Source organism: Sphingomonas sp. CBMAI 2297, assembly GCF_029870595.1.
Classification (GTDB): domain Bacteria; phylum Pseudomonadota; class Alphaproteobacteria; order Sphingomonadales; family Sphingomonadaceae; genus Sphingomonas.
Genome location: NZ_JAPDIR010000002.1, coordinates 434,681 through 450,976, shown reverse-complemented (window position 1 = coordinate 450,976; position 16,296 = coordinate 434,681). Strand labels below are relative to the sequence as shown.

The following is a 16,296-nucleotide window of genomic DNA, read 5'->3' as shown; positions in this document are numbered from 1 at the left end:
TGGTTGTTGCCCCGCCGCCTGACGGCTGGGCGGGGGATCACTTCTTCTTCAAAAAATTCTCGAAACCGGGCGGAAGCTGGGGGGCACCGGGGCCGCCCAGGCCGGGAAGCCCGCCGGCGCCGCCGGGACCGTCCAGCTTGCCCATCATGTCGCCCAGCCCGGCGCCGCCCAGCGCATTGCCGACGCCGCCCATGCCGCCGCCGGGACCGCCCTTGCCGAGCATGCCCATCAGGCCCTTGAGCCCGCCCATCTTCTTGAGCCGCTTCATCGCGGTCTGCATCTCGAGATGCATCTTCAGCAGCTTGTTGACGTCCTGCACGGTCGTCCCCGAGCCCTTGGCGATGCGGATCTTGCGCTTGGCGTTGATCAGGTCGGGCTTGGCGCGCTCCTTGGGCGTCATCGAGGTGATCATCGCGTCCATGCGGATCAGCACCTTGTCGCCGCCGACCTGGTCGACCGCCGCCTGCGCCTTCTTCATCCCCGGCATCATGCCGGCCAGCGCGCCGAGGCCGCCCATGCGGCGCATCTGGGCGAGCTGGCCGCGCAGGTCGTTCATGTCGAACTGGCCCTTGGCCAGCCGCGCCGCCATCTTCTCGGCGTCTTCCTCCTGGATCGCGGCCGCCGCCTTCTCGACCAGCGACACGACGTCGCCCATGCCGAGAATGCGGCCGGCGACGCGCTTGGGATGGAAGGGCTCGAGCTGGTCGAGCTTCTCGCCCATGCCGGCGAACTTGATCGGCTTGCCGGTGACCGCGCGCATCGACAGCGCCGCGCCGCCACGGGCATCGCCGTCCATCCGGGTGAGGATCACGCCGGTGAGCGGCACCTGCTCGGAGAAGCTGGTCGCGACGTTCACCGCGTCCTGGCCGGTGAGCGAGTCGACGACGAGCAGGATCTCGTTCGGCGTGGCGATGTCCGCCACCGCCTTCATCTCGTCCATCAGCGCCTGGTCGACGTGCAGTCGGCCGGCGGTGTCGAGCATGAGGACGTCATAGCCCTGGAGCTTGGCGGCATTGAGCGCGCGCCTGGCGATCTCGACCGGCTGCTGGCCGGCGACGATCGGCAGCGTCTGCACCTCGGTCTGGGTGCCGAGCACCGCGAGCTGCTCCTGCGCGGCCGGACGGTTCACGTCCAGCGACGCCATCATCACCTTCTTGCCCTGGCTCTTGAGCAGCCTGGACAGCTTGGCAGTGGTGGTCGTCTTGCCCGAACCCTGAAGGCCGACGAGCATGACCACGGCGGGCGGGGTCACGTCGAGCGCCAGCTCGGCCGTGTCCGGGCCCAGCATCTCCACGAGCGCGTCGTGGACGATCTTCACCACCTGCTGGCCCGGCGTGATCGAGCGCAGCACCTCGTGGCCGATGGCCTTCTCGGTCACCTTCTCGACGAAGTCGCGCGCCACCGGAAGCGCAACATCGGCCTCCAGCAGGGCGATCCGCACTTCGCGCATGGCGGTGCGGACATCGGCTTCGGTCAGCGCGCCACGGCCGCGCAGGCGCTCGAATACGCCACCCAGCCGTTCGCTCAGACTTTCGAACATCGACCCAAAACTCCAAATCCGGCCATAACTCGCCAAACGCAAAACACGCCGGCGGACGAAACCTCGTCGGCCAGCGTCACCCCTTGGGGCGGCAAATGTCTCGCGTTCGAAGAGAACGGTCGCGGCGGCCCCTACTCCATCGGAGCACGGGAGGCAAGCCGGCTGATTCCCCGCAAGCTCCGCCACAGGGGACGAAGGACGATAGCGCGAAATATTGCGCGAGCATGTCGCCGGCTTAACCCGTTCTATACCGAGTGCATGAGAAACGGACCCGATTGCAGTTGGGGGACCGTTCCCGGCATGTCGCTGGACCACGAAGAACAAGCTCTATCGCGAAGCGCCCCGCGCCCGGCCCTGTTGTCGGGCGCGATCAGCGTTGCCGCGATCCTGCTCTTCATCGGCACCGGCAGCGCCGTGCTCTCCAAGACGCTGCAATATTATTTCGAAGGCGGCGCTCCGGCCGACCGCACGCTCGTCATCGCGTTGCTGCTCAACGTCGCGCTGATCCTGTTCGGCTGGCGCCGGCATTCGGCGCTGAGCCACGAGGTGCAGGTCCGCGCCGCCGCCGAGGAGCGCGCCCAGCAGCTCGCCAATCGCGATCCGCTGACCGGCTTCTACAATCGCCGCAGCCTTGCCGAGGAAGGCGCGGCGATGTTCGTCCGGGCCCAGCGCCGCCGCAAGGCCATGGCGATGATCATGCTCGACCTCGATCATTTCAAGACGATCAACGACATGCACGGCCATGCGGTGGGCGACGCCCTGCTGCGTGCCGTCGCCGCCGAGATCGCGCATGTCATGCCGCCGATCGCGCTCACCGCGCGGCTGGGCGGCGACGAGTTCGCCTGCGGCTTCCTGTTCGATCCCAGCGAGCCGATGGTCGTGGAGCGCATCGCCGAGCGGCTCGTCAGCCGCATGGCCCAGCCCTTCGAGGCGGAGGGCCTGCGCCTGCACATCTCCTGCTCGCTCGGCATCGCGCGCTCGGACTTCGACTGCGCGAGCATCGACGCGCTGATGCGCTCGGCCGACATCGCGATGTACGCGGCCAAGAAATCGGGCCGCAACCGCTATGCCTGGTTCGATCATTCGATGGAGCGCGAGCTCCAGATCCGCAACGAACTGGAGAGCGGGCTGCGCACCGCGATTCCGCGCGGCGAGATCGTTCCCTATTTCGAGCAGCAGGTGGATCTGACCACCAACCGGCTGCACGGCTTCGAGGTGCTGGCGCGCTGGGAGCATCCCACGCGCGGACTGATCTCTCCGGAGCTGTTCATTCCGATCGCGGAAGAGACGGGCATGATCGCCGATCTCTCGCTCTCGATCATGCGCCAGGCCTTCCTCGCCGCGCGCGACTGGGACCCCGCGCTCACGCTGTCGATCAACATCTCGCCCTGGCAGCTGCGCGACGCCTGGCTGGCGCAGAAGATCATCAAGGTGCTGGCCGAGACCGGCTTCCCGGCGAGCCGGCTCGAGGTGGAGATCACCGAGAGCTCGCTGTTCGACAATCTGGCGCTGGCCCAGTCGATCGTCGGCAGCCTGAAGAACCAGGGCGCCCGGCTGGCGCTCGACGATTTCGGCACCGGCTATTCGTCGCTGGCGCATCTGCGCGCCCTGCCCTTCGACCGGATCAAGATCGACAAGAGCTTCGTCATGTCGCTCAACACCAGCGCCGACTCGGCCGCGATCGTCAATGCGATCGTCAGCCTGGGCGAGAGCCTCAACCTGCCGATCACCGCCGAGGGCGTGGAGGACGCCGCGATCGAGGAACGGCTGCGCGCCGCCGGCTGCGCCAAGGCGCAGGGCTGGCACTATGGCAAACCGCTGTCGGTGGCCGGCGCGCGCCGCCTGCTCGCCGAGCGCCGGTTGATCCTGACCGGCGGCGCCTCGCCCACGGCGCCCGAGCCGCCGGCGGACGATCGGCGGCTCGCGGGCTGAGGCGTGAAACGAGCGGCCGCGGGAAGCAGCCGCCCGTCCGTTCCCGGCAAATTACCTCCAGGACCCGGTGCCACCGCCGGTGCAGACCAGGTTCGACAGCCCGCCCCCGTGCAGATGGCCGAGGAACTGGCTGTTTCCGTCGAAGAAATTCACATTCACATAGCCGCCGATGAGGACGGCGACTGCGTTGACGTTGAACCCCGCCGAGGTCTTCAGCAGCCTCGCCACGTCCTTCGTGTAGCAATGCCCCCAATATTTCCCCAGCGAGATCAGGCTGGTCGCCCCGGCATTTCCCTCGAAGAACCAGTCTCTGCCATCCACCCTCATGTTGACGGTGACCTTCAGATAGCCGCCGATGCCCGCAACGATGACCTCGACATAGTACCGATCCTCGTGCCCGGTGAGGAACTCGATCGCGGCAGCGGCCTCGGTTTCCGAAATATCCTTGCCATGCGCCACAACAAAGGCTTCGGCATCCTTACGTTCCGTCATTGCATTAACCCCTATTCAATTTGAGAATTAAACAATTGAAATCAACGCACATCATGCGCCCCGGCAAAAACCGCTGGATCAAATTTCAGCTGTTGGGTGATTGGCCGCGCCGCACCGTGATTTCCTAACCGGGAAACGGCGAGATATTTTGGACCAATTTTGAAGGGATTTGCCTTTCCGCCGGCCCAAATTTGTAGCTATCGTGTCTTCATCGGGAGTTGCCGGAGGGTCGGAGGCCCGATCCGTCCCGGCCGGGGATTTGCGGGGCGGGTGCCGGGAGCATGGCGGAACATCTCGATATCCGCGCGCATGACGCGTTGTTCGCCAGCCGCACTTCGCCCGGGGAATGGACGCGGATCGCCGCCTTTCGCGATCATCCGGCCTTTCTGGACGGGGTCCGCCGCCACGAGAATGTGATGCAGCCCTTTTTCGCGCACAACCTGATCCTCAATCGGGTCGTGACCGAAGTCTGGCGCTTTCAGATCCTGGTGATCCTGCTCTACCTGCACGATATCCGCGATGCGCGCGATCCGCGAACGGGATTGACCATCACCAACCTGCAGCGGAGCTGTGCCCGGCTGGACCTGGCCAGCCCGGGGCGGGTCCATGCCTTTCTGAACATCATGAAGCTTGGCGGATATCTGGTGGCGGCGCGCTCCCCGATCGATTCCCGGGTGGTGCATCTCGAACCCACGCCGCGCTTCATGGCGATCGTCGAGGAGTGGAACGACCAGATCTTCGCCGCGATCGACGCGGCCGTGCCCGAGGGTGCGCTGACGGGCCTGCGCGCCCGCCATCCGGAGCTCGGCCGGCACATGCGCACCAGCGGCGCCGAAGGGCTGATCGCCGGCTGGGACCCGCTCGGCCCCTTTCCGGAGGTCTTCCATTTCGCGTCGTCGGACGGCGGGTGGCTGATGATGGAGCATCTGGTGCTGCGCGCGATGCGGCCCGACAACCGCATCCGCATCGAACCGGTCGCGCTCAACATGCGCGCCACGGCCAGGCAGTTCGGCGGCTCGCGCTCGAACCTGATCCGCATGCTGGAGGCCGGCTACGAGCTCGGCCTGCTCGAGCTGCCGCCGCGCGGCGGCAGCTGCATCCTGCTCTCATCGCGCATGACCTGTGCGTTCCTGGCCTTCATGGCTTCGTTCCTGGGCTATTTCCAGCACCATAGCGGCATTGCCCTGGCCAGGATCACCACCCCGCCCCATCCCGGCTGAGGAACGCCCTCTCCTCCGGTGTCGACTCACGCCCCAGCGCCGCATTCCGGCTGGGAAAACGTCCGAACTTCGCGATCACCTCGGCATGCTTCACGGCGAAATCGAGGATATATGCATCGCCGAGCGCGGCAAACTTCTCCACGCTCAGCTTCTGCATCGCCGGATCCTCGGCATGTTCGAGCGGCAGATAGAGGAACTGGCGCTCCTGCGCCGCCATCGCCTCGTCCCAGCGCATCTCGATCACCTGAAGGGCGAGCTCCAATGCGAGCGGATCGGCCGCATAGGCTTCCGCACTGTCGCGATGGATGTTGCGGCTGAACTGGTCGAGCAGGATGATCGCCGCCAGCAGAGTCTCGGGATAGTCGCGCCAGCCCTCGGCGCCCGAGCCCAGCACCAGATCGCGCAGCGGCCCGAAGCGCGACTTGATCTCCGCATCGAGCTTCGCCGACTTGGCGAAATGCTGCTCGGGCGTGAGCGCGAACCAGAAGCCCAGTATTTCGCGGGCCCTCGCGTGGACATCGCGTGTAGCTGCGCCTAGATCACCGGCCAAATGTCATCCCCTCACGTCATCAGTCTGGGTTGCCGGCTCAACCTCGCGGAGAGCGAGACGATCCGTACTCTGCTGTCCGATCGTGACACGATCGTGATCAACAGTTGCGCGGTCACCAACGAGGCCGTCAAGCAGACCCGCCAGGCGATCCGCCGCGCGCGCCGCGAACGGCCGGGCGCCGAGCTGGTGGTGACCGGCTGCGCGGCGCAGATCGACCCGCGAGCGTTCGCGGCGATGCCCGAGGTGGACCGGGTGATCGGCAATGCCGAGAAGCTGCGGCCCGATGCCTGGCTCTCGCCGGAGCCGGTGGTGGTGCAGGACATCATGGCCGTGCGCGAGACGGCGCCGCATCTCGCCGCCAGCTTCTCCACGCACGCCCGCGCATTCGTGGAGGTACAGAATGGCTGCGACCATCGCTGCACCTTCTGCGCGATCCCATATGGCCGCGGCAACAGCCGCTCGGTACCCGCGGGCGCGGTGATCGACCGCGTCGCCCAACTCGCCGAAAGCCATGCCGAAGTGGTGCTGACCGGCGTGGACCTGACCAGCTATGGCCCCGACCTGCCCGGCGTGCCGAGCCTGGGCCAGCTGGTCGAGCGCATATTGGCGCACGTGCCGAAGCTCCGGCGGCTCCGGCTTTCGTCGCTCGACGGGATCGAAGTGGACGACCGGCTGTTCGCCCTGCTCACCGGGGAGCCGCGCCTGATGCCGCACGTTCATCTCTCGCTCCAGGCGGGGGACGACATGATCCTGAAGCGCATGAAGCGCCGGCACGACCGCGCGCAATCGGTCGCGCTGGCCGAGCGGCTGAGAGCCGCGCGGCCGGAAATCGCGATCGGCGCCGACCTCATCGCCGGCTTCCCGACCGAGAGCGAAGCGATGTTCGAGAACACGCTGGCGCTGATCGCGGAATGCGGCATCGTCCATGCCCATATCTTCCCCTACAGCCCCCGCGCCGGCACCCCGGCCGCGAAGATGCCGCAGGTCGAGCCCGAAATGGTGAAGGCCCGCGCCGCGCGCTTGCGCGCTGCGGCGGCCGGCACGCGGGACGCCTGGCTGCGAAGCCTGGTAGGCAGCACGCAGCAAGTGCTGGTAGAGCGCCCCGGCGACCGGGGCCATGCCGGCAATTTCGCCGAGGTTCGCCTCGCCCCAAGCCAAGTCGGAGAGATTGTGAGCCTTAAGATCGTGGACGTCCGGGACGGGAAGCTGATCGCATGAGCGGCCCCAGCTGGCACGAGCGCCTTCTCGGCGGCTTCCGCAAGACGTCCGACCGGCTGATCGGCAACCTTGCCGGGCTGGGCCTGGCGCGGCTCGACGACGCGACGCTCGACGAGATCGAGGAGGCGCTGATCGCCTCCGACCTTGGCCCGACCACCGCCGCGCGCGTGCGCCAGCGGCTCGCCGAGGGCCAGTTCGAGCGCAACATGGAAGAGCTCGGCATCCGGCTGGTGGTGGCCGAGGAAGTCGCCAAGGTGCTCGAGCCGGTGGCGAAGAAGCTGGAGATCGAGGCCTTTCCCCGCCCGCAGGTGATCCTCGTCATCGGCGTCAACGGCTCGGGCAAGACCACGACGATCGCCAAGCTCGCCAACCTGCTGATGGAGCAGGACTATTCGGTGATGCTCGCCGCCGGTGACACGTTCCGCGCCGCCGCGATCGGCCAGCTGCGGACCTGGGCCGAGCGGATCGGCGTGCCGATCGTCTCCGGCGCAGAGGGCGGCGACGCCGCCGGCATCGTGTTCGAGGCGGTGAAGAAGGCCACGGAGATCGGCACCGACGTGCTGATCGTCGACACCGCCGGGCGCCTGCAGAACAAGCGCGAGCTGATGGACGAGCTGGCCAAGATCCGCCGCGTGCTCGGCCGGCTCAATCCGGCGGCGCCGCACGACGTGGTCCTGGTGCTCGACGCGACCACCGGCCAGAACGCCCTGAACCAGATCGAAGTGTTCCGGGAAGTCGCCGGCGTGACCGGCCTCGTCATGACCAAGCTCGACGGCACCGCGCGCGGCGGCGTGCTCGTCGCGGCGGCGGAGAAATACGGCCTGCCGATCCATGCGATCGGCGTGGGCGAGAAGGTGGACGATCTGCGTCCGTTCAACGCGCAGGAAGTCGCGCGCATCATCGCGGGTGTGGAGGAGCTTACCAATGGCTGAGAAGAAGGCCGCCACGCCCGGCGTGCGGATGCTGATCGACTATGGCCCGCTCGCGGTGTTCTTCCTGGTCAATTCGCTGGCCCAGGGGCCGGTGCTCGCGCGCGTGTTCGCCGCGACCGTGGCCTTCATGGTCGCGATGGCCGCGGCGATCGCGCTGAGCTGGTGGAAGACTCGCCACGTATCGCCGATGCTGTGGATCACCGCGGCCTTCGTGCTGCTGTTCGGCGGCCTGACGCTCTATTTCCACGACCAGACCTTCATCCAGATCAAGCCGACGATCATCTATGCGATGTTCGCGATCGTGCTCGGCTATGGCGTGATCGCCGACAAGCCGCTGCTCCAGATGCTGCTCGAACAGGCCTATCCGGGCCTCTCGGCCAAGGGCTGGCGGCTGCTGACGATCAACTGGGCGCTGTTCTTCGTCGCCGCCGCGGTGGCCAACGAAGTGGTTCGCCAGCTCGTCACTTGGGACCAGTGGGTGCTCTTCAAGACCTGGGTGATGATCCCGGTCACGCTGGTGTTCGCGATGCTCAACATCCCGCTGCTGCTCAAGCATGGGCTGCAGCTGGAGAAGCCCGAGGACGCGCCCGTCCCGCCCCAGGAGTGAGCGGGCGCGGTGTCGCAGGCGCGCTATCGCACGGTCCGCGCGGCCAATTGGCTGCGCCGGCAGATCCGTTCCAACGCCCTGTGGTTCCTGGCGCTGGCGCTGCTCGTCGGGCTCGGCGCCGGCCTGTGCGCGATCGCGCTCGGCCAGATCGCACGGGGTACCCAACGGCTGCTGTTCGGGCTGGCACAGGGCGAGCATTTGAGCGCCGCGGAGGCGATCGCGCCCTGGCGGCTGATCGCCCTGCCCATCGGCGGCGCGCTGCTCGGCCTGGCCCTGTGGTGCCTGCGCCGGCGCCAGGCGGTCGACATTGTCGAGGCCAATGCGCTGCACGGCGGCCGCATCCCCGCGCGCGACACGGCCATGGTGGTCGGCACCACCCTGCTCTCCAACGGCTTCGGCGCCTCGGTGGGGCTCGAGGCGGCCTATGCCCAGGCCGGCGGCGGCCTGGCATCGCTGCTCGGGCAGCGGATCAAGCTCCGGCGGAGCGACCTGCGCACCTTGATGGCCGCCGGCGCGGGCGCGGCGGTCAGCGCCGCATTCGGTGCCCCGCTCGCAGGCGCCTTCTACGCCTTCGAAGTGGTGCTCGGCGCCTATAGCACCGCCACCGTCGCCCCGGTGATGCTCGCCGCGCTCGCCGCCGCGGTGCTGGCCCGCGCGATGGGCATGACGCCCTATGTGATCGCGGCCGGCGGCATGCACCCGATCGGCACCGCCGATTATATGCTCTACGCGATCCTCGGCTTGCTCTGCGCGGGGATCGGCATCGCCTTGATGCGGCTGGTCTCGCTGGTCGAGCGCGCCGTGCATCGCTCGCCCTTGCCCGCGCACTGGGCGCCGCTGGCCGGCGGGCTGCTGCTGGTGCCGCTCGGCCTGCTCTCGCACCAGACGCTTTCGGGCGGCCATGGCGCGCTCAATCTCAACCTGATGGCGGAAGTCACCATCGCCGGGCTGGCGCTGACCATCCTGCTCAAGATGCTCGCCTCGGCGGTGTCGCTCGGCTTCGGCTTTCGCGGCGGCCTGTTCTTCGCCTCGCTGTTCCTCGGCTCGCTGGTCGGGCGGCTCTACCAGGTGGTGCTGGCGCAGATCCCCGGACTCCACGTCCTCGCCCCCGACGACGCCACCGTGGTCGGCATGGCCGCGCTCGCCGTGGCGGTGGTCGGCGGCCCGCTCACCATGTCGCTGCTGGTGCTGGAAGTGACGCACGACTTCAACATCACCGGCGTCGCCGTCGCTGCCACCCTGATCTCCTCCACCGTGGCGCGCGAGACCTTCGGCTACAGCTTCTCCACCTGGCGGCTGCATCTGCGGGGAGAGACGCTGCGCAGCGGCCGCGACGTCGGCTGGATGCGCGCGCTCACCGCCGGGCAGATGATGCGCCGCGACGTGCCCCAGCTCGCCGCCGACGCCAGCGTCTCGGCGTTCCGGGAACGCTTTCCGCTGGGATCGACCACGCGCGTCGTGCTGCTCGACGGGAAGGGCCATTATGCCGGCATCGTCGAGACGGCCGCAGCCTGGTCGCCCGATGTCGAGCCGGTGGCGGAGATCGGCACGCTGGGGAAACTGTCCCAGGCCAGGCTCGTACCCGAGCTGGGGATCGGGGAGGTGCTGGAAATGTTCGATCGCGTCGCCGCGGACGATCTGGCGGTGGTCACCCCCGATGGCCGGGTCCTCGGCCTGATCACCGAGCGGCATGCCCGCCGCCGCTATGCAGAAGAGCTGGAGCGCTCGCAGCGGGAGCTGTACGGCGAGACTTGAGGCGCTTCACTCTCTATCCGTCATCCCCGCCTTCGCGGGGATGACGAAGAAGGGCGGACGGACTAATTCCGAGCGCCGGTCCGCTTGGCGATCACGTCGTTGCGCAGCGCCTCGCGCCGGGCGAACAGTTCGGCTTCCTCGGCGGGGCTCAGCCCGCCGGCGGCGTAGCGCGCTTCCAGCGTGTCGATCTGAAAGGCCTCGCGCTTGAGCTGCTTCGCCTGGCGACGAGTCAACTGCCCGCTGTCGCGGCCGTCCCGGATGTCGCTGCGGATCCTCGCCGTCTCGGCGGCGCTCCGGTCATGGCCCATCGAGCTGCCCGAGGCCCCCTGCATGGTCGGCCCGCCCCAGATCTGGGCGGAAGCCGGCGCGGCGGCGATGAGCAGGGGTATCGGGATCAGATAGCGGCGCATCACGACTTTCCCCAAAGCAGTGTTGGCGGGAGGGTCGGGCTCGGTGGTTGAAGGGGCGCTGAATGCGAGCCTCAGGCCAGTCGCGCTGCCAGCCTCGACAGCAGATCATCAAGCGCGTTGACCGGGCAACCTATGGCGAAACAGTCGATGGACGGTTCGAGCGTAAAACCTGGCCGTTCTGAAAGCCCCAATTCCGTGAAGAGCAGCCCCTCTCCCGAGCCATCCGGAGCATTGGATATGAATACCGCGCAGCGATCCTCGTCATTACTGAAACTGACCAGCACCTTAGCACGGCCACAGGACCAATGCTGTCGGCGACCAAAAATCTGCCCTGCAGGCTGTTCTCTATCGAGATTGAGCATGGATAACGGATACTACCTCACGGTAGGTGACGGCAAGAACAGTGCGCGGAACGGAAAAGGGGCGCCCGATCGCTCGGACGCCCCTTCCCTAAATCGATGTTCGCGAAGGATCAGCTGTCCTGATCCGCGCGGCTCACGCCGGCGCCGTCGAGGTTCTGCGACACGAAGTCCCAGTTGATGATGTTCGCGGTGATCGTCTCGAGATACTTCGGACGCAGGTTGCGATAGTCGATGTAATAGGCGTGCTCCCACACGTCGATCGTGAGCAGCGGCTTCATACCCTCATAGACCACCGGCGTGTCGGCGTCGTGCAGCGAGGTGACCTTGAGCGCGTCGCCGTCGAGCACCAGCCAGCCCCAGCCGTTCGAGAAATGGTTGGTCGATTCCGCGATCAGCTTCTTCACCAGCTCGTCGGTCGAGCCATATTGCGCATCGATCAGCTCGGCGAGCTTGCCGCTCGGCGCGGTCTTCTCGCCGGTCAGGCCCTGCCAGAAGAAGCTGTGGTTCCAGATCTGCGCGGAGTTGTTGAACAGGCCCTTGTCGCCCGTAGCCTTGGCATGCGCGATCACTTCGCTGAGCTTGCGGCCCTCCAGGCCCTTCTCCGCGATGAAGCCGTTGGTCTTGTCGACATAGGCCTTGTGATGCTTGCCGTGATGGAACTCGAGCGTCTCCGCCGACATGTGCGGCGCCAGCGCGTCCTTGTCGAACGGAAGCGGGGGAAGTTCGAAAGCCATGCGGGTCTCTCCAGGTCACCAGGGGGTTCACCCGGCCAACGAACCGCCGGGCGATGCGGTCCCTCCCCTAGCGCGCAAAATTCGCCGCTGTCGCGGAAAAATCGTTGCGTCGCGCAAATGAAAATTCCGATCGCGGGCGATTGGCGGAATTACTGTTGCAAACGCTAATCATTAGCTTGATTTTGCTGGACTTGTTTCCTCCGACGAGCCGCCGCGCCGAACCCCGTCATCCCGGCACAGGCGGGGATGACGAGAAGGCAAAACAGGGATGAGGAACGGGCTGCGCGAGAGAGCCGTCAGCCCCCCACCTGGAGCAGTTCGTGCCGCTTCAGCGCGTGCCGAAGCTGGTCATAGGTCAGCCCCAGCGCCTCCGCCGTGGCACGCTGGTTGAAGCGGTGGTCGGCGAGCGCCCGCTGCAGCAGCTCCTTCTCGAAGCGCGCTACCCGGCCCTTGAAGTCGGCCGCCCCCGCGACGATCGCGGGCTGTTCCTCGAGCACGATCGGCGCGGGGCCGGCCGGCGCGGGCGCCGGTGCGGACGAGGCGCTGCCCTGCATCGGGCGCATGCGCCAGGGCGACTGGAAGGGGTCGATCTCGATCGCGTCGATCGGCCCGTCCTGCTCCCAGCGATAGACCGCGCGCTCGACGACGTTGCGCAGCTCGCGGACATTGCCCGGCCAGTCATAGTGGGTGAGGATGTCGAGCGCATGCGGGCCCCAGCCCGGCCAGTCCACCCAGCCGATCTCGGACGCCATGCGCCGGCCATAGAATTCCGCCAGCACCTCGACATCGCCGCCGCGATGCCGGAGCGGCGGCAGCGTCACCACTTCGAAGCTCAGCCGGTCGAGCAGGTCGGCGCGGAAGCTGCCCTTTTCCACCCGCTCGGGCAGATGCTCGTTGGTCGCCGCGACGATGCGGACATCGACCTGCACCGGCCGCGACGAGCCGATCCGCGTGATCTCGCCATATTCCACCGCGCGCAGCAGTCTTTCCTGCGCGCCCATCGACAGCGTGCCGAGCTCGTCCAGGAACAGCGTGCCGCGATGCGCCTCCTCGAACCGCCCCACCCGCGCCTTGGTCGCACCCGTGAAGGCCCCCGCCTCATGGCCGAACAGCTCGGCCTCGATCAGGGTCTCCGGCAGCGCCGCGCAGTTCATCGTGACCAGCGGCTGGTCCCAGCGCGGGGACAGGCGGTGGAGGCGCTCGGCGACCAGTTCCTTGCCGGTGCCGCGCTCGCCGATCACCAGCACCGGGCGATCGAGCGCCGCGGCCCGGCTGGCGCGTTCCAGCGCGTCGAGAAATGCCGAGGACTGGCCGATGACCTGGGTTATGCGCTCCATGCCAAATCCTTGGTGTATTTTCCCAACACTTGGCAAGTGCAATCCCGCACCTGAACGCCGAATGAATGGCAAAAATGGCGGATTTCTGCGGTTTTCACAAATTGGCACGCCCCCTGCAATGCTTGGGGCAAGCCCGCTGACGGGCCTGGAAAAACGCCAAGGTTCAAGGAACAGGAACATGACCGCCAACGCCGCCTACTACCGCAACGCCTTCTTCTCGGTGGCTCTTTCGGTAGCCGCCAGCCTGGTCATCATGGCCGGCACGGTCGGCCCGGTGATGGCCTGAACGAAACGACAAGGGTCTCCCGCTCGCAGCCCCTCGCGAGCGGAAACCTGACGGGAGGGGTCACCCCCTAGGCCCCTCCCGGCAGGAAACAGAAACGAAGGAGTAACGACGAAATGGGTATCTTCTCGCGAACCCGTGACATCATCGCCGCCAACGTCACCGATCTGCTCGACAAGGCGGAGGATCCGGCGAAGATGGTCCGCATGATCATCCTCGAGATGGAGGAAACCCTGGTCGAGGTCCGCGCTTCCGCGGCCCGCACCATCGCGGACCAGAAGGAGATGCGCCGCCACATCGCCAAGCTCGAGAAGCTCCAGGAGAGCTGGACCGAGAAGGCGGAGCTGGCGCTCTCGAAGGGCCGCGAGGATCTGGCCAAGGCCGCGCTGGTCGAGAAGCAGAAGGCCGCCGACATGTGCGAGCAGCTTTCGGAGGAGATCTCGGTGCTCGACGAGGCGCTGCGCGCTTCGGAGGAGGACATCAACAAGCTCCAGACCAAGCTGCGCGAGGCTCGCGCCCGCCAGAACTCGATCGTCACTCGCATGGAGAGCGCCAACAACCGGGTGCGCCTGCGCGAGATGACCAATGGCAGCCGCATGCAGGACGCCTTCTCGCGCTTCGACGTGCTCGAGCGTCGGGTCGATCTGGCCGAGGGCCGCGCCGATGCCGCCGGGCTGGGCGCCGCGCCGAAGACCCTCGACGAGGAAATCGCCGAACTCCGCTCGTCGGAAAAGGTGGATGCCGAGCTCGAAGCCCTGAAGAAGCGCCTCGGCAAGGGAGAATAAGCGATGGAAGACGTCTTCCTTCCCATCGTCATCGTCGGGATGCTCTTCATCGGCCTCCCCTGGGTGATCATGCACTACATCACCAAGTGGAAGCAGTCGGGCACGATCACCAACGAGGACGAGAAGCTGCTGGACGAGCTGCACTACACTGCCCGTCAGCTCGAGGAGCGCCTGCTCACGATCGAGCGGATCATCGCCGCCGACAACCCCGATTTCCGCCCTGTCCGCGACGTTCGCTCCGAACAGAGCCCCTATGATATTTCCCGGAGGAACTGAGATGTCGAGCCGCACCAGATTCTATCTCGACAAGGCCAATGGCAAGTGGCTGGGCGTCTGTTCGGGCCTGGCGGACTATACGGGCATCGACGTGCTCTGGCTTCGCCTCGGCATGGTCCTGGTCACCTTCAGCACCTTCCCGATGGGCCTGGTCGCCTATCTGCTGATCGCCTGGCTGGCCCCGGCCAAGCCCAACGGCCTCTACCAGGGCCCCGAGGAAGCCAAGTTCTGGCAGGGCGTGCGCAGCAACCCGAGCCGCTCGACCGCCGAGGTCCGCTCGAAGTTCCGCGACATCGACCGCCGCCTGGCCGATATCGAGATGTACTATACGAGCCGCAACACCCGGCTCGCCGATGAGATCGACAGCCTGCGCTGAGCCAATCGCCAGGTAAGTCAACAGGGAGGAAGAGATGAGGGAGTTGAGTTGGCTGGTACCGGTGCTGATCGTCGCTGCGGTGATGGCATCCCGGGCCTTCCAGACCTGGGTCCGCGCCAAGCACGGCTACCCGATCGAGGATGAGGATGGCCGCCGCGGCCGCCGCAGCTTCCGGGGCCAGGCCGGAGACCTGGAGGCAGACCGCAAGATCGCGCTGCTCGCCTCGGAGAATGAGCGGCTGACCGGCCAGATCAGCCGGCTGGAGGAGCGGATCGCGGTACTGGAGCGGATCGCCACCGATCCCGCCGAGCGCGTGGCCCGCGAAATCGACAGCCTGCGCTGAGCGACGGCCCAAGGAGAGAGAAAAGATGGAAAAGGTTCAACTCTTCACCGCCTTCGCCCCGGCGATCACCATCGTGGGCATCGCGGGGATCCTCGGCTGGGTGCTCACCACCTGGATGCGCGTGAAGCATGGCTATCCCCTCGACGGTTCGTGGGGCCAGGCGATCTACCCGCAGAACAGCGACGAGGCGATGGAGCGGATCAAGCTCCTGAGCCAGGAGAATGCCCAGCTCCGCGCCGAACTGGGCGCGGTCAAGGACCGGCTCGCCAATGTCGAGCGGATCGTGACCGACGGCGCCCATATGCTCGACCGCGAGATCGAGCAGCTGCGCGGCCCGCATAACTGAGGAGGTACCGATGTCGATCAGTCCCCTGCTCATCCCGATCCTGGGCATCTCCTGCGGCCTGCTGGCGATCCTGGGTGGCGTGTTCATCAAGCCCTGGATCGCGCTGCAGCAGCGCAAGCTGGAGCTCGAGGCGCAGATGGTCGCCGAAAAGGCCGCCCAATATGCGGCGCAGACCGAACGGCTCGAACAGCGCGTCCGGGTGCTGGAGCGGATCGTGACCGACAAGGGCATCGACCTCTCCGACGAAATCGAGAAGCTGCGGGATGTCCCGCCGCTGAACTGAGAGTTCCCACGCGGCGCACCGCGCGCCGCCAGTAAGAGGAAAGTCCGACATGATTGCCATCATAGTGTTCGCAGTGCTGACGGCACTGTGCGGGGGAGCTATTGTCCTCGCCGAGAAGCGGGATCGCCCCGTCCGCCGCGCCGAGCGGCTCGCCCGGGCCACCCAGCAGAACTGATCCAGCGTAGCGCGTCTGAAGGAGTAGTGGAATGAACCCGTTCGAGATGGTTTTCGCGATTGTCGTGATCGTCACGATCGGCAGCGTCATCAAGGCGCGCTACGGCATCCGCAAGGACAGGGACGGCAACGAGCTCCCTCACGGCAGCCCCGTCGCGGATGGCGTCGCCACCGCCGAGAATGCCCGGCTCCGCGACGAGATCCGGGCTCTCAAGGAGCGCGTCCAGGTCCTCGAGCGCGTGATCACCGACACCGAAGGCAGCCTTCGTCTCGACCGCGAGATCGAATCGCTGCGCGACAAGAACTGAATGCGTCAGACCAACGGAGGCATGACGTGACCC

At 66.8% G+C, this 16,296-nt stretch carries 21 protein-coding genes; 14 read left to right on the top strand and 7 right to left on the bottom strand.

Going from position 1 to position 16,296, the window contains the following annotated elements; genetic code table 11:
- Window positions 1-37 precede the first annotated feature (37 nt).
- Window positions 38-1,540 carry a signal recognition particle protein gene (gene ffh, locus OMP43_RS04970; protein WP_280278612.1) on the bottom strand — a complete coding sequence of 501 codons (1,503 nt, stop codon included), beginning with the start codon at window positions 1,538-1,540 and terminating at the stop codon, window positions 38-40.
- Between the two features lie 300 nt (window positions 1,541-1,840).
- Between ffh and OMP43_RS04965 the strand changes: the two genes are divergently transcribed.
- Entirely contained in the window at window positions 1,841-3,472 is a 1,632-nt protein-coding gene (locus tag OMP43_RS04965) for an EAL domain-containing protein (RefSeq protein ID WP_280278611.1), read from the top strand.
- Window positions 3,473-3,523: 51 nt separating this feature from the next.
- On the opposite strand, the gene OMP43_RS04960 is transcribed toward OMP43_RS04965, so the two are convergent.
- The gene (locus tag OMP43_RS04960) at window positions 3,524-3,964 is read right to left on the bottom strand and encodes a VapA/VapB family virulence-associated protein (protein ID WP_280278610.1); all 441 of its coding nucleotides are present in this window, start codon (window positions 3,962-3,964) and stop codon (window positions 3,524-3,526) included.
- A gap of 281 nt (window positions 3,965-4,245) precedes the next feature.
- Here OMP43_RS04960 and OMP43_RS04955 point away from each other — a divergent pair, with 281 nt between their 5' ends.
- Complete coding sequence (locus OMP43_RS04955; RefSeq protein WP_280278609.1) at window positions 4,246-5,184, top strand: hypothetical protein; 939 nt, start codon at window positions 4,246-4,248, stop codon at window positions 5,182-5,184.
- Here the strand turns inward: OMP43_RS04955 and OMP43_RS04950 are convergent.
- Window positions 5,159-5,734 carry a DUF924 family protein gene (locus tag OMP43_RS04950; protein WP_280278608.1) on the bottom strand — a complete coding sequence of 192 codons (576 nt, stop codon included), beginning with the start codon at window positions 5,732-5,734 and terminating at the stop codon, window positions 5,159-5,161. The genes OMP43_RS04955 and OMP43_RS04950 overlap by 26 nt on opposite strands.
- On the opposite strand from OMP43_RS04950, the gene mtaB reads away from it, so the two are divergent.
- The 4 genes from mtaB to OMP43_RS04930 are packed head-to-tail and all read left to right on the top strand — an operon-like array spanning window position 5,735 to window position 10,246.
- Complete coding sequence (gene mtaB, locus OMP43_RS04945; protein ID WP_280278607.1) at window positions 5,735-6,952, top strand: tRNA (N(6)-L-threonylcarbamoyladenosine(37)-C(2))-methylthiotransferase MtaB; 1,218 nt, start codon at window positions 5,735-5,737, stop codon at window positions 6,950-6,952. It abuts the gene before it with no gap.
- Complete coding sequence (ftsY, locus tag OMP43_RS04940) at window positions 6,949-7,884, top strand: signal recognition particle-docking protein FtsY (protein WP_280278606.1); 936 nt, start codon at window positions 6,949-6,951, stop codon at window positions 7,882-7,884. The genes mtaB and ftsY overlap by 4 nt, the downstream gene beginning before the upstream one ends.
- Window positions 7,877-8,491, top strand: a complete 615-nt coding sequence (gene ispZ, locus OMP43_RS04935; protein WP_280278605.1) for a septation protein IspZ — start codon at window positions 7,877-7,879, stop codon at window positions 8,489-8,491. The genes ftsY and ispZ overlap by 8 nt, the downstream gene beginning before the upstream one ends.
- Before the next feature lie 9 nt (window positions 8,492-8,500).
- Window positions 8,501-10,246: a chloride channel protein gene (locus OMP43_RS04930; RefSeq protein WP_280278604.1), complete on the top strand. Its 1,746-nt coding sequence runs from the start codon at window positions 8,501-8,503 to the stop codon at window positions 10,244-10,246.
- 62 nt (window positions 10,247-10,308) lie between these two features.
- On the opposite strand, the gene OMP43_RS04925 is transcribed toward OMP43_RS04930, so the two are convergent.
- From OMP43_RS04925 to pspF, 4 genes are all read right to left on the bottom strand, one after another.
- Entirely contained in the window at window positions 10,309-10,656 is a 348-nt protein-coding gene (locus tag OMP43_RS04925; RefSeq protein ID WP_280278603.1) for a hypothetical protein, read from the bottom strand.
- A 71-nt stretch (window positions 10,657-10,727) separates the two neighbouring features.
- On the bottom strand, window positions 10,728-11,018 hold the full coding sequence (locus OMP43_RS04920; RefSeq protein ID WP_280278602.1) for a hypothetical protein: 291 nt from the start codon (window positions 11,016-11,018) through the stop codon (window positions 10,728-10,730).
- A 110-nt stretch (window positions 11,019-11,128) separates the two neighbouring features.
- Window positions 11,129-11,752, bottom strand: coding sequence for a superoxide dismutase (locus OMP43_RS04915; protein WP_280278601.1), 624 nt, complete (start codon window positions 11,750-11,752; stop codon window positions 11,129-11,131).
- 296 nt (window positions 11,753-12,048) lie between these two features.
- Window positions 12,049-13,089, bottom strand: coding sequence for a phage shock protein operon transcriptional activator (gene pspF, locus OMP43_RS04910; protein WP_280278600.1), 1,041 nt, complete (start codon window positions 13,087-13,089; stop codon window positions 12,049-12,051).
- A gap of 399 nt (window positions 13,090-13,488) precedes the next feature.
- Between pspF and pspA the strand changes: the two genes are divergently transcribed.
- From pspA to OMP43_RS04870, 8 genes are all read left to right on the top strand, one after another.
- The gene (pspA, locus tag OMP43_RS04905; RefSeq protein WP_280278599.1) at window positions 13,489-14,157 is read left to right on the top strand and encodes a phage shock protein PspA; all 669 of its coding nucleotides are present in this window, start codon (window positions 13,489-13,491) and stop codon (window positions 14,155-14,157) included.
- A gap of 3 nt (window positions 14,158-14,160) precedes the next feature.
- Window positions 14,161-14,433 (top strand): envelope stress response membrane protein PspB, encoded by a 273-nt coding sequence (gene pspB, locus OMP43_RS04900; protein ID WP_280278598.1) that lies wholly within the window; start codon window positions 14,161-14,163, stop codon window positions 14,431-14,433.
- Between the two features lies 1 nt (window position 14,434).
- The gene (pspC, locus tag OMP43_RS04895; RefSeq protein ID WP_280278597.1) at window positions 14,435-14,809 is read left to right on the top strand and encodes an envelope stress response membrane protein PspC; all 375 of its coding nucleotides are present in this window, start codon (window positions 14,435-14,437) and stop codon (window positions 14,807-14,809) included.
- 82 nt (window positions 14,810-14,891) lie between these two features.
- Window positions 14,892-15,152 carry a hypothetical protein gene (locus OMP43_RS04890; protein WP_280278649.1) on the top strand — a complete coding sequence of 87 codons (261 nt, stop codon included), beginning with the start codon at window positions 14,892-14,894 and terminating at the stop codon, window positions 15,150-15,152.
- A 25-nt stretch (window positions 15,153-15,177) separates the two neighbouring features.
- Window positions 15,178-15,498, top strand: a complete 321-nt coding sequence (locus OMP43_RS04885) for a hypothetical protein (RefSeq protein WP_208413397.1) — start codon at window positions 15,178-15,180, stop codon at window positions 15,496-15,498.
- Window positions 15,499-15,508: 10 nt separating this feature from the next.
- A complete protein-coding gene (locus OMP43_RS04880; protein ID WP_280278596.1) occupies window positions 15,509-15,781 on the top strand; it encodes a hypothetical protein in 273 nt (90 codons plus the stop codon).
- Window positions 15,782-15,830: 49 nt separating this feature from the next.
- A complete protein-coding gene (locus OMP43_RS04875) occupies window positions 15,831-15,956 on the top strand; it encodes a hypothetical protein (protein WP_280278595.1) in 126 nt (41 codons plus the stop codon).
- 31 nt (window positions 15,957-15,987) lie between these two features.
- Window positions 15,988-16,263: a hypothetical protein gene (locus OMP43_RS04870; protein ID WP_280278594.1), complete on the top strand. Its 276-nt coding sequence runs from the start codon at window positions 15,988-15,990 to the stop codon at window positions 16,261-16,263.
- Window positions 16,264-16,296 lie beyond the last annotated feature (33 nt).

What these genes read in the sequence shown, in the direction of transcription:
- ffh (WP_280278612.1), bottom strand. Translation starts at nt 1,540, where the DNA reads ATGTTCGAAAGTCTGAGCGAACGGCTGGGTGGCGTATTCGAGCGCCTG.
- OMP43_RS04965 (WP_280278611.1), top strand. Translation starts at nt 1,841, where the DNA reads ATGTCGCTGGACCACGAAGAACAAGCTCTATCGCGAAGCGCCCCGCGC.
- OMP43_RS04960 (WP_280278610.1), bottom strand. Translation starts at nt 3,964, where the DNA reads ATGACGGAACGTAAGGATGCCGAAGCCTTTGTTGTGGCGCATGGCAAG.
- OMP43_RS04955 (WP_280278609.1), top strand. Translation starts at nt 4,246, where the DNA reads ATGGCGGAACATCTCGATATCCGCGCGCATGACGCGTTGTTCGCCAGC.
- mtaB (WP_280278607.1), top strand. Translation starts at nt 5,735, where the DNA reads ATGTCATCCCCTCACGTCATCAGTCTGGGTTGCCGGCTCAACCTCGCG.
- ftsY (WP_280278606.1), top strand. Translation starts at nt 6,949, where the DNA reads ATGAGCGGCCCCAGCTGGCACGAGCGCCTTCTCGGCGGCTTCCGCAAG.
- ispZ (WP_280278605.1), top strand. Translation starts at nt 7,877, where the DNA reads ATGGCTGAGAAGAAGGCCGCCACGCCCGGCGTGCGGATGCTGATCGAC.
- OMP43_RS04925 (WP_280278603.1), bottom strand. Translation starts at nt 10,656, where the DNA reads ATGCGCCGCTATCTGATCCCGATACCCCTGCTCATCGCCGCCGCGCCG.
- OMP43_RS04920 (WP_280278602.1), bottom strand. Translation starts at nt 11,018, where the DNA reads ATGCTCAATCTCGATAGAGAACAGCCTGCAGGGCAGATTTTTGGTCGC.
- OMP43_RS04915 (WP_280278601.1), bottom strand. Translation starts at nt 11,752, where the DNA reads ATGGCTTTCGAACTTCCCCCGCTTCCGTTCGACAAGGACGCGCTGGCG.
- pspF (WP_280278600.1), bottom strand. Translation starts at nt 13,089, where the DNA reads ATGGAGCGCATAACCCAGGTCATCGGCCAGTCCTCGGCATTTCTCGAC.
- pspA (WP_280278599.1), top strand. Translation starts at nt 13,489, where the DNA reads ATGGGTATCTTCTCGCGAACCCGTGACATCATCGCCGCCAACGTCACC.
- pspB (WP_280278598.1), top strand. Translation starts at nt 14,161, where the DNA reads ATGGAAGACGTCTTCCTTCCCATCGTCATCGTCGGGATGCTCTTCATC.
- pspC (WP_280278597.1), top strand. Translation starts at nt 14,435, where the DNA reads ATGTCGAGCCGCACCAGATTCTATCTCGACAAGGCCAATGGCAAGTGG.
- OMP43_RS04890 (WP_280278649.1), top strand. Translation starts at nt 14,892, where the DNA reads ATGGCATCCCGGGCCTTCCAGACCTGGGTCCGCGCCAAGCACGGCTAC.
- OMP43_RS04885 (WP_208413397.1), top strand. Translation starts at nt 15,178, where the DNA reads ATGGAAAAGGTTCAACTCTTCACCGCCTTCGCCCCGGCGATCACCATC.
- OMP43_RS04880 (WP_280278596.1), top strand. Translation starts at nt 15,509, where the DNA reads ATGTCGATCAGTCCCCTGCTCATCCCGATCCTGGGCATCTCCTGCGGC.
- OMP43_RS04875 (WP_280278595.1), top strand. Translation starts at nt 15,831, where the DNA reads ATGATTGCCATCATAGTGTTCGCAGTGCTGACGGCACTGTGCGGGGGA.
- OMP43_RS04870 (WP_280278594.1), top strand. Translation starts at nt 15,988, where the DNA reads ATGAACCCGTTCGAGATGGTTTTCGCGATTGTCGTGATCGTCACGATC.